This window comes from Faecalibacterium intestinale (assembly GCF_040096575.1).
In the GTDB taxonomy this organism is placed as follows: Bacteria; Bacillota; Clostridia; order Oscillospirales; family Ruminococcaceae; genus Faecalibacterium; species Faecalibacterium intestinale.
This window is the reverse complement of sequence record NZ_JBBMEN010000037.1, coordinates 1-10771: the sequence shown is the minus strand read 5'-3', so window position 1 is coordinate 10771 and position 10771 is coordinate 1. Positions and strand designations below refer to the sequence as shown.

The 10771-nt window shown below is 60.6% G+C and carries 10 protein-coding genes and 1 tRNA gene; 7 read left to right on the top strand and 4 right to left on the bottom strand.

The genetic code is table 11. The features are described from left to right. Positions 1–305: 305 nt before the first annotated feature. Positions 306–390, bottom strand: a tRNA-Tyr gene (locus tag WMO20_RS13795). A 334-nt stretch (positions 391–724) separates the two neighbouring features. Between WMO20_RS13795 and WMO20_RS13790 the strand changes: the two genes are divergently transcribed. Continuing rightward, complete coding sequence (locus tag WMO20_RS13790; RefSeq protein ID WP_349187240.1) at positions 725–1072, top strand: Hpt domain-containing protein; 348 nt, start codon at positions 725–727, stop codon at positions 1070–1072. A 137-nt stretch (positions 1073–1209) separates the two neighbouring features. Beyond that, on the top strand, positions 1210–2202 hold the full coding sequence (locus WMO20_RS13785; RefSeq protein ID WP_349187239.1) for a D-2-hydroxyacid dehydrogenase: 993 nt from the start codon (positions 1210–1212) through the stop codon (positions 2200–2202). 56 nt (positions 2203–2258) lie between these two features. Here WMO20_RS13785 and WMO20_RS13780 read toward each other — a convergent pair whose 3' ends face one another. The 3 genes from WMO20_RS13780 to WMO20_RS13770 all read right to left on the bottom strand — a co-directional run bounded on the left by WMO20_RS13780 (position 2259) and on the right by WMO20_RS13770 (position 4653). Then, entirely contained in the window at positions 2259–2648 is a 390-nt protein-coding gene (locus WMO20_RS13780) for an FMN-binding protein (protein WP_117526429.1), read from the bottom strand. 27 nt (positions 2649–2675) lie between these two features. After that, positions 2676–4334, bottom strand: a complete 1659-nt coding sequence (locus WMO20_RS13775) for a glutamine--tRNA ligase/YqeY domain fusion protein (protein ID WP_113620809.1) — start codon at positions 4332–4334, stop codon at positions 2676–2678. A gap of 136 nt (positions 4335–4470) precedes the next feature. After that, positions 4471–4653, bottom strand: a complete 183-nt coding sequence (locus WMO20_RS13770) for a hypothetical protein (protein ID WP_112091742.1) — start codon at positions 4651–4653, stop codon at positions 4471–4473. A gap of 113 nt (positions 4654–4766) precedes the next feature. Between WMO20_RS13770 and WMO20_RS13765 the strand changes: the two genes are divergently transcribed. The 5 genes from WMO20_RS13765 to WMO20_RS13745 all read left to right on the top strand — a co-directional run bounded on the left by WMO20_RS13765 (position 4767) and on the right by WMO20_RS13745 (position 10565). After that, positions 4767–5705 carry a ribonuclease Z gene (locus WMO20_RS13765; RefSeq protein ID WP_349187236.1) on the top strand — a complete coding sequence of 313 codons (939 nt, stop codon included), beginning with the start codon at positions 4767–4769 and terminating at the stop codon, positions 5703–5705. Beyond that, positions 5702–7024 carry a CCA tRNA nucleotidyltransferase gene (locus WMO20_RS13760; RefSeq protein ID WP_349187234.1) on the top strand — a complete coding sequence of 441 codons (1323 nt, stop codon included), beginning with the start codon at positions 5702–5704 and terminating at the stop codon, positions 7022–7024. Before WMO20_RS13765 ends, WMO20_RS13760 begins: the two co-directional genes overlap by 4 nt. Before the next feature lie 68 nt (positions 7025–7092). Next, the gene (gene mnmA, locus WMO20_RS13755) at positions 7093–8196 is read left to right on the top strand and encodes a tRNA 2-thiouridine(34) synthase MnmA (RefSeq protein WP_349187232.1); all 1104 of its coding nucleotides are present in this window, start codon (positions 7093–7095) and stop codon (positions 8194–8196) included. Positions 8197–8206: 10 nt separating this feature from the next. Then, positions 8207–8977 carry a tRNA threonylcarbamoyladenosine dehydratase gene (locus WMO20_RS13750; RefSeq protein ID WP_349187230.1) on the top strand — a complete coding sequence of 257 codons (771 nt, stop codon included), beginning with the start codon at positions 8207–8209 and terminating at the stop codon, positions 8975–8977. A gap of 700 nt (positions 8978–9677) precedes the next feature. Beyond that, on the top strand, positions 9678–10565 hold the full coding sequence (locus WMO20_RS13745) for a putative manganese transporter (protein WP_349187228.1): 888 nt from the start codon (positions 9678–9680) through the stop codon (positions 10563–10565). Positions 10566–10771 lie beyond the last annotated feature (206 nt).

Below are 10771 nucleotides of genomic sequence, written 5' to 3'. Positions count from 1 at the left end.
CGCAGCCCCAACAGCTCCTCCCTGTTTCTGCCGCTGGCAGCGGTCGTCGCTGTTGCTGTTCGAATCCACCCTTGCGTTCCTTTTATACGGCAGATAAAACAGAAACTCCAGTACCCGGTTCGGATACTGGAGTTCTTGGTGGGCGCGGGTGGATTGCGCGAGCCGCGCTGCTAAAAACAGCCCACTGGGCTGTTTTTGTGCTGTCTTCTGCGACAGCGCCGCAGCTGTTCGAATCCACCCGCTCTATGAGTCTAGCCTTATTACAAAACAAAAACCTCAGCGTATTTGCATACGTTGAGGTTTTTTGGTGGGCGCGGGTGGATTCGAACCACCGAAGCTGAAAGCAGCAGATTTACAGTCTGTCCCCATTGGCCACTCGGGAACACGCCCATATTCATTTGTTGCACATCCGTATGCCGGACGACTTGTTTATTTTAGCATGAGAAGGGGGATTTGTCAACTGTCTTTTTTACTTTTTTTCAGTAAATTCAAACAGCATCCGACAAAGGCAGGAAAGGATGCGATGACAGGTGGTTTTTACGGGAACAGGGCGCTGCTTTGGTGCAACTGCCGAAAAGAAAAGGCAAAAATTATATAAATCACATAATTTGTTGCACTATAGTTGCAAGAAAGGTGGAAAGGTGCTATCATAGCACTGTATCACCGTGAAATGCGGCGGTGGGAAAGTAAACGACAGCTGAAAAAGAAAGGCACGGCGTAAGCTATGACGATACAGGAATGCTATAAAAAAATGGGTGCGGACTATCAGGAGGTGCTGGGGCGGCTGTATAGCGAGGCCATGATCTGCAAATTTGTGCGGATGTTTTTGCAGGACGACAGCTTTCAGATTTTGGAGGAAGCACTGCGCAGGGGAGATGTAAAAGAGGCGTTCCGCGGGGCGCATACCCTCAAGGGCGTCTGCCAGAATCTGGGCTTCTCCAACCTATACGCGCCCACCTATACCCTGACCGAGACTCTGCGTGCAGGACAGCTGGAGGGTACACAGGAGCAGTTTGCAAAGGTGGCAGAGCAGTACAAGCGCACGGTGAACGCTATCCGCGCGCTGGACTGAAAAAATGTGATGCCGGGCAGCTTTCGGGTTGCCCGGCGTTGTTCTTTTACGGGATGCGCCTGAAAGTACAGAACCGCCCCTTGTACTGCCGCGCAGTTTGCGGTATGATAGACAAAAAGAGGGAAGGAGACCCTATTATGTCTAAACATATCCTTGTCTGCCTGCCCATCAGTGCAGAGCAGAGAGCCCGCATTGAGACGGTGCAGGGCTTTGAATACCGTTTTACCACCCCGGACACCGCCACGGCAGAGGATGCTTTGTGGGCCGATGCCGTGCTGGGCAACCTGCCGGTGCCGCTGATCCGGCAAAACGATCATCTGGAGTGGTTCCAGTCCAACGCAGCCGGCCCTAATAACTATCTGGAGCCGGGGGTGCTGCCGGAGGGCTGCATCGTGACCAACGCCACCGGCGCTTACGGGCTGGCCATCAGTGAGTGTATGCTGGCGCTGTGGCTCAGCCTGCTCAAGGAGCTGCCCACCTACCGGGATAACCAGCGGGAGCACCGCTGGGCGCCCACCGGCCACTCTGTGGGCAGCATCGCGGGCAGCCGGGTGCTGTGCGTGGGCATGGGCGATATCGGCTCTAACTTTGCCCGGCGGGCTCATGCGCTGGGAGCCGAGGTGGTGGGCGTGCGCCGCACCGTGCACCCGGACACCCCCTGCCCGGACTACTGCACCCGTGTGGTGGCGCAGAGCGAACTGGACGCAGAGCTGCCGCAGGCCGACCTTGTGGCGCTGAGCCTGCCTGACACGCCGGAGACACGGCATCTGTTCAACGCCGGGCGGATGGCGCTCTGCAAGCCCGGTGCCATCCTGCTCAATGTGGGACGGGGCACTGCCGTGGACGGCGAGGCACTGGCAGCTGCCGTGCACAGCGGGCAGCTCTCCGGTGCAGGGCTGGACGTGACGGACCCCGAGCCGCTGCCGCCGGAGCATCCCTTGTGGGCAGAGCCCAACGTGATCATCACGCCCCATGTCACCGGCGGCTTCAGCCTGCCCAAGACACTGGACAACATCGTGGATATCTTTGCGCACAACCTCAGGCGCTATGCCGCCGGTCAGCCGCTGGATAACCAGATGGACCGCCGCACCCAGTACGCCAGCGGCGTACGGCTGCAAAGCACACTGTAAAAAACAAAAACTGCCGCACAACTGTGCGGCAGTTTTTGTTTCTGTGGTTTACAGCATCACTGCGCCTGCGCAAGGCAGGCGTCCATGGCGGTAAAGATGGCCTCGCTGGTCAGGGTAGCACCGGTAATAGCGTCTGCACCAGCGGTGGAGCCGGTCTGTGTCAGCTGCGCAGCCAGTGTCTCAGCGGCTTTGCCGCCCAGCTCCGGGGTCTCGGCAGAAGCGTCCACCTGCACGGCGGTCACCTTGCCGCCGGTCACGGTGACTGTGACAGTCACCTCGCCCATGCAGCCCTGTGCAGCAGAGGTGTAGCTGCCGTCGGTCAGGGGAGCGGCGTTGTCGGCAGCGGGTACGGTGCCGGTGTTGTGGATATACAGGTTCAGCACAATGCCCATCAGCACGGTGGCCACCAGCATGAGCAGGATATTACGGGTCATTTTTGCGGTCATGGTATGGTATCTTCTCCTTGCGGGTGATTATTTTGCGGGCTTGAAGCTGTCACGCAGGGTGACCACACGGTTGTACACGCCGGGGTTCTTGCTGTCCGGGGTAAAGAAGCCGGTGCGCACGAACTGGAACTTTTCGCCGGGCTTTGCGTCCTTCAGGCTCTCTTCCAGCTTGCAGCCGGTGCGTACGGTAACGCTTTCCGGGTTCAGGTAGTCCTTGTAATCGCTGCCCTCGGGGATGCCGTTCATGTTGGCTTCGGTGAACAGCTTGTCGTACAGACGCACCTCGGCGTCCACGCAGTGCGCAGCGCTTACCCAGTGGATGGTGCCCTTGACCTTGCGGCCGTCGGCGGGGTTACCGTTGCCGGTTTCAAGGTCGGCGGTGCAGTGGATGGCAGCAATGCTGCCGTCGGCGTTCTTGTCCACGCCGGTGCACTTGACGATATAAGCACCCATCAGACGCACCTCACCGTCCACGGTCAGGCGCTTGAACTTGGGAGGCGGCACCTCGGCAAAGTCCTCGGCGTCGATCCACAGCTCACGGGTAAAGGCGACCTTGCGGGTGGTGGTATCGTTGGCTTCACGGTTGGGGTTGTTGGCTACGTCAAAGTACTCGGTCTTGTCGGCGGGGTAGTTGTCCACCACCAGCTTGACCGGCTCCAGCACGGCAATGCGGCGCTGCGCGGTCAGGTCCAGCTCGCTGCGGATGCAGGCTTCCAGCTGACGCATATCGATCAGGTTGTCAGACTTGGAGATACCGGCCTCCCGCACGAAAGTGAAGATGGAGGTGGGGGTGTAGCCGCGGCGGCGCAGACCGCACAGGGTGGGCATACGGGGATCGTCCCAGCCGTCCACAATGCCCATCTCCACCAGCTCGCGCAGGTAGCGCTTGCTCATGACCGTGTTGGTCATGTTCAGGCGGGCGAACTCGCGCTGCTTGGGGAACTCGGCACCAAAGATGTTCTCAATGACCCAGTTGTACAGCGGGCGATGGTTCTCGAACTCCAGACTGCACATACTGTGGGTGATACCCTCGATGGCGTCCTGAATGGGGTGGGCGAAGTCGTACATGGGGTAGATGCACCACTTGCTGCCCTGACGGTGATGCTCGGCGTACTTGATGCGGTAGATGGCCGGGTCACGCATATTCATGTTGGGGCTTGCCAGATCGATCTTGGCGCGCAGGGTCTTTTCGCCTTCCTTGAACTCACCGGCACGCATCCGGCGGAACAAATCAAGGTTCTCTTCCGGGCTGCGGTCGCGCCACGGGGACGGGCGGGAGGGCTTGCCGGCATCGGAGCCGCGGTACTCGCGCATTTCCTCGCGGGTCAGGTCGTCCACATAGGCTTTACCCTCGGTGATCAGCTTCTCGGCGTACTCATAGCACTTATCAAAGTAATCGCTGCCGTAGAAGATGCCGCCGTTGGGGTCGGCACCCAGCCAGTGCAGATCCTCGATGATGCTGTTGACATACTCCTCGCCTTCGCGGGCGGGGTTGGTGTCGTCCAGACGCAGGTTGAATTTGCCGCCGTACTGGTTGGCAATGGACCAGTTGATATAGATGGCCTTGGCGCTGCCGATGTGCAGATAGCCGTTGGGCTCCGGCGGGAAGCGGGTGTGGATCTGCTGCACCTTGCCCTCGGCAAGGTCGGCATCGATGATATCTGTCAGAAAGTTTTTATCAGCCATATAGGTTCCCCCTGTCAGGGCACACAGCGTGCCCCTTATACTCATAATACTATATAATACACTATTTTGCGTTTTTCTTCAAGTATGGACTTGTGCGGCGGGGGATGGCGCGGTGCTGAAGGAATGTGTTTTCCGTTTACCGCCGGAGCGGCGGGTCCGGCACAAAGATCATGGTGCCCCGGGCAGAAAAAAGCAGCTGCGGCATCATGCAGCTGTACCCCAGCCACAGCACCGCCAGAATGCACAGCACCAGCAGCACCCGGCGCAAAAGCACCGGGTGCCGGGCGGGGGGATGTCGTTTTCTGCGGTCGCGCTGCATAGGCTGTGCCCTCCTTTTTCAAGGCTCTGCCCAGCTTATGCCGCAGCAGAAAGAATTGTGCACCGGCGGGGTTTGTGGTAAGATAACAGGGAAGAACCACGGAGGAACTGCTTATGCTGACCATTACACTGCTGGGCACGGCTGCCACCATGCCGCTGCCGGAGCGCGCCCTGACCGCCGCTGTGGCAGAGTGCGGCGGGCACAGCCTGCTGCTGGACTGCGGCGAGGGCACCCAGACCGCCGCCCGCCGCGCCGGGGTGAACCTGATGCGCGCGGACGCCATCTGCCTGACCCACTACCACGGGGATCATATCTTTGGCCTGCCCGGGCTTTTGCAGACCCTTGGGGCGCAGGGACGCACCCGCCCGCTGGTGCTGCTGGGGCCGGAGGGGCTTTTGGAGGTCTGGCGGGCGGTGTATGCTCTGACCGGGCCACTGCCCTATGCGGTAAAGCCGCTTGTCTGCCGCGCCGGGCAGCCGGTGGCGCTGGAAACGCTTTCGGATGGATGGCCCGCCGGGGCAGCGCTGCTGCCGGTGGCAACAAAGCACCGGGTGCGCAGTCTGGGCTACCGGCTGGAACTGCCCCGGGCGGGCAGGTTCGACCCGAAAAAGGCGCGGGCGCTGGGCGTACCGGTGACCCAGTGGCGGCTTTTGCAGCGGGGACAGGCTGTGCCGCTGGCAGAGCGCATGGTGCAGCCCGCCGAGGTGCTGGGCGCACCCCGCAAGGGGCTGCGGTTCGTCTTTTCCGGCGACAGTGCGCCCTGCCCGGCGCTGGAGCAGGCGGCGCATGGTGCAGACCTGCTGCTTTGCGATGCCACCTACGCTTTGCCGGAGCAGCAGGAGCAGGCCGCGCAGTGGGGGCACAGCACCTTTGGCCAGAGCGCGGCGCTGGCTGCAAAGGCCGGGGCAAAGCGGCTGTGGCTGGTGCACTATTCCCCCATGATCACTGACCCGGAACAGCAGCTTGCACAGGCGCAAAGCGTATTCCCTGCGGCAGAATGCGGCTTTGACGGCAAGCGCATCACCCTGCATTACGAGGAGAACGAGGAATGAAGCTGACACTTGACCCCGGGGCAGCTGCCCTGCTGGACACCCTGCACGCGGCGGGCTACGCAGCCTATGCCGTAGGCGGCTGCGTGCGGGACAGTCTTTTGGGGCGCACCGCCCACGACTGGGACCTGTGCACCAGCGCCCTGCCGCAGCAGGTGATGGAGCTGTTCGGGGCAGAGCAGTGCATCCCCACCGGGTTGCAGCACGGCACGGCCACCATCAAATACGGCGGGCAGCTGTACGAGACCACTACCTTCCGCACCGAGGGCAGCTATACCGATGGACGTCACCCGGACGCAGTGCAGTTCGTACCGGACGTGCGGGAGGATCTTGCCCGGCGGGATTTTACCATCAACGCCATGGCTTATAATGAAGCCGAGGGTCTGGTAGACCCCTTTGGCGGGCAAAAAGATCTGCAGAACGGTCTGCTGCGGGCGGTAGGCGAGCCGCAGCAGCGGTTCACCGAGGATGCGCTGCGTATTCTGCGGCTGTACCGCTTTGCCGCAAGGTTTGGCTTTGCGCTGGACGCAGCCACCGCCCGGGCGGCGCGGCAGCTGGCACCCCATTTGGACTGCATCTCTGCCGAGCGCATTCAGGAGGAGCTGGCAAAGCTGCTGGCAGCCCCGCAGCCGGGGGCGTATCTGGAACCCGCAGTGCTGGCGGTGGTACTGCCGGAGCTGACCCCGGCGGCACTTGATGCCGCAAAGCCGGTGGTGGATGCCTGCCCGGCGGGAGAGGAAAATCTGCCGGTGCGCTGGGCCGCGCTGCTGGGCGCTCTGGGCGAGACCGACACCCGCCGGGTGCTCAAACGGCTGCGCTGCTCCAACGCCTGCATCGAGGAGACCGCGGTATTAGTGCGGGAAACGGCAGGGAAGGGCGTGTGCAGAAGTTTCTCCGAGGACCGTCCGCTGGGGTGGGACCCTGCTGCCGCAGGCAGTAGGGCGGGCGATGGAATGGCCCGATTCGTGTCCGAGGAGAAAGCTTCTGCACACCCCGGTGATATCCACATCCGGCGGCTTTTAGGCCGATATGGGCTGTGCACTGTGGAGCGGCTGTGTGCGCTGTGCGCGGCGCTGCACCCGCAGAATGCCCCGGATTGCGCCCTTGCAGCGCAGCGGGCGCGGCAGCTGGAAGCCGACGGCGTATGCTGCCGGGTGAGCCAGCTGGCGGTGAACGGCCGCGACCTGATGGCGGCGGGCATTCCGGCAGGGCCTGCGCTGCGCCGGGTGCTGGAAGCACTGCTGGACGGCGTGATACGCGCAGAATACCCCAACGAAAAACCGGCGCTGCTGGCTGCGGCGCAGAAAATTTCTGCGTCTTGACAAGCGGTTTATGCTGCGGTAGTATTATACTACTGCTTTAGTGTGTTGAACCCATAAAAGGAGAACCTATGATCACTCAGAACCCTGCAAACCGTCCCCGTGCCCTCATTGCCATGAGCGGCGGCGTGGATAGCTCGGTGGCGGCCTGTCTGATGCAGCAGGCAGGCTACGACTGCACCGGCATCACCATGCGGCTCACCCACAACGAAACGCTGGGACAGTCCGGTTACCAGACCTGCTGCTCGGAGAAAGATATCGAGGATGCCGCCGAGGTGGCTTTTGCGCTGGATATGCCATATCAGGTGCTGGATTTTACCGCCGACTTCCGGGCGCAGATCATTGAAAAATTCATCCGCGTCTACGAGACGGGCGGTACCCCCAACCCCTGCATCGACTGCAATAAATATATGAAGTTCCGCCACCTGCTGGACTGGGCAGAGGAACACGGCATGGAGTATGTGGTCACCGGCCACTATGCCCGGGTGGAACAGGACGCAGCCACCGGCCGCTGGCTGCTGAAAAAGGGCTTGGACGAGGGCAAGGATCAAAGCTATGTGCTGTATAATCTCACGCAGGAGCAGCTGGCGCATATCCGTCTGCCGCTGGGTGCGCTGCACAAGACCGAGGTGCGAAAGATCGCGCAGGAGCACAGCTTTATCAACGCCCAGAAGCACGACAGTCAGGATATCTGCTTTGTGCCGGACGGCGACTATGCCCGCTTTATGGAGCAGTTCACCAGCAAGCACTACCCCGCCGGGGATTTTCTGGATCAGAGCGGCAAGGTGGTGGGCACCCACAGCGGCGCGGTGCGCTACACGCTGGGACAGCGCAAGGGGCTTGGTCTTGCGCTGGGCGCACCGGTGTACGTCTGCGGCAAGGATATGCAGGCCAATACCGTTACCGTCGGGCCGGAAAGCGAACTGTTTGACCGCATCGTCTACGCAGAGGATGTGAACTGGATCGCTATCCCGGCGCTGACCGAGCCGCTGCGGGTCACCGCCCGCACCCGGTATCATCAGGCCGAGCAGCAGGCCACCGTTTACCCCGCAGAAAACGGTTTCCGACTGGAATTTGACCAGCCCCAGCGTGCCCCCACCCCGGGGCAGGCTGCCGTGCTGTATCAGGGCGATGTGGTGCTGGGCGGCGGCACCATTACCCGCGTAGAAAAGTAAGGAGAACAAAATGCAGGATCAGTATTCCCGCACCCAGCTGCTGCTGGGTGCAGAGGCTATGGAAAAGCTGCACCGCGCCCGGGTGGCAGTGTTTGGCATCGGCGGCGTGGGCGGCTACACGGTGGAGGCGCTGGCACGCAGCGGCGTGGGCGCACTGGATCTGATCGATGACGATAAGGTCTGCCTGACCAACCTCAACCGTCAGATCATCGCCACCCGCAGCACGGTGGGACAGTATAAGGTGGATGTAGCGGAACAGCGCATCCACGACATCGACCCCAACATCAAGGTGACCACCCACCGGTGCTTCTTTGGCCCGGAGACGCAGGACGATTTCGATTTTACCCAGTACGACTATGTAGTGGATGCCATCGACACCGTTACCGGCAAGCTGGCACTGGTGATGAAGTGCAAGGAAGCGGGCACCCCCATCATCTGCTCCATGGGCGCAGGCAACAAGATGGACCCCACCCGCTTTGAGGTGACCGACATCTACAAGACCTCTGTCTGCCCGCTGGCCAAGGTGATGCGTACCGAGTGCCGCAAGCGCAAGATCAAGCACCTGAAGGTGGTCTACTCCAAGGAGCCTGCCATGACCCCCATTGAGGACGACTCCATCAGCTGCAAGAACCACTGCATCTGCCCCCCGGGCACCCAGCGCAAGTGCACTGCACGGCGCACCGTGCCGGGCTCCAACGCCTTTGTGCCCTCGGTGGCCGGTCTGATCATCGGCGGCGAGGTCGTCAAAGACCTTGTGGGCTTTGTACCGCTGAAGGGGTAAAACCGACCGCAGCTTCCTTGCTGCGTGGGACGATTTGGAATGCGCTCCGCGTTGCTCTGCGCATAAATCAAGGAAAAAATATTTATAATTTTGGAATACCGGAGCGTCTGCGGACGCTCCGGTATTCCATTTTCACGGGTGGAGTCGTGGAGAAAAACGGCATTTGCAGCGCCGCTTTCTACGAAAGCGCGGCGCTGCGGGTGTGCTTGCTCCCCTGGGGGAGCTGTCGCGCAGCGACTGAGGGGCTATGGATGGAGAAGCGAAAAAAGCGTTAAAGCGATAGCGCCGACTGGCGCAGCGCTAGCTTTTTTGTGCTTCGACCTCTGCTTTAGGATTGTCAAGGGCGAGCAGCCCTTGGCCCGTTGCGGGGTGGGTGGAGTCCAGAGGTAGGGAGGGGGGAGTCGGAACACCCCTCCCTGCCTTTGGCCCAGCGGAGCGTTTTTGCACGCTAAAGGTAGGCAGAAAGCTGTCCCGGCAGCAACGCTGCAAATGCTGGTTGCCGCAACCCGTAAGACGCGGAGACTTATTCAAAATCGTATTTTTACGCGCTGCAACGTTCCATAACATAAAATTGCAACCAATTTGCAATTTGGTATTGCAATTGGGAAGGATATCGTGTATAATCTACCCTGCACGAAAATGCAAACTGATTGCAAATTGTTGAGAGACGACCCCCTGCGGGTCTTTGGAGCGATTATTTATGGAACTGTTTCTGGATGTTCTGGGCGAAACTCTGGTGGATACCGCCAAGATGCTGCCCTTTCTGTTTCTGGCCTACCTGCTGATCGAGTATATCGAGCACCGCCACGGTGAGCGCATCGAAACGCTGCTGGCAGGCGGCGGGCGCTGGGGTGCTGTGCCGGGCGCGGTACTGGGCTGTGTGCCGCAATGCGGCTTCTCCGCCATTGCGTCCAACTTCTACGCCTCCCGGGTCATCACGCTGGGCACGCTGATGGCAGTGTACCTTGCCACCAGTGACGAAGCCATCCCGCTGCTGGTGTCCATGCCCGCCTACTGGGATAAGCTGGCTGTCCTGATGGTCATCAAGGTGGTGTACGCCATCGTGGTGGGCTTTGTGCTGGACTTTGTGCTGCGGGGCGTGCTGCCCAAGGGTCTGCGGGGCGGCTACACCGGCCATGCGGACGAGGTGGACTGCCACGAGGAACACAGCGATGCCGAGGGCAACGAAAAGCCCATCTGGCAGGCAGCGCTGCGCCACACGCTGGAGATCTTTGTGTTCATCTTCGTGTTCAGTCTGGTGTTCGGCATGATCGTAGAGGGCGTAGGCGAGGATGTGTTTGCCGAGGTGCTGGGCGGCATGGGCTTCTTCCAGCCGGTGGTGGCGGCTCTGGTGGGCTTGATCCCCAACTGCGCCGCCAGCGTGCTGCTGACCCAGCTGTATGTGGAAGGTGCGCTGCGCTTTTCCAGCCTTGTGGCGGGTCTGTGCACCGGTGCCGGTGTGGGTCTGGCGGTGCTGTGGCGCGCCAACCCCTCGTGGAAGCAGAACCTCTTTATCACCGGCCTGACATGGGCCGCCGGTGCTTTTGTGGGCGTGGCGATGCAGGTGGTCGTGGCGGTGTTTGCCTGATTCCCCGTGAAGAAAACGATTTGAAATGCGCGCCGCGTTTGCTTTGCGCATAAGCTAAGGAAATATTATTTTTATCGCAATTTTCAAAAATAGTGCCCATTAAAACGGCATATTTGCGATATGCAGTTTGCGGATGTTGCTTGTGCATTAAAAACGCAAACTGCTATAATTTTGGGGTTCAGAAACGCCTGCGGGCGTTTCTGAAC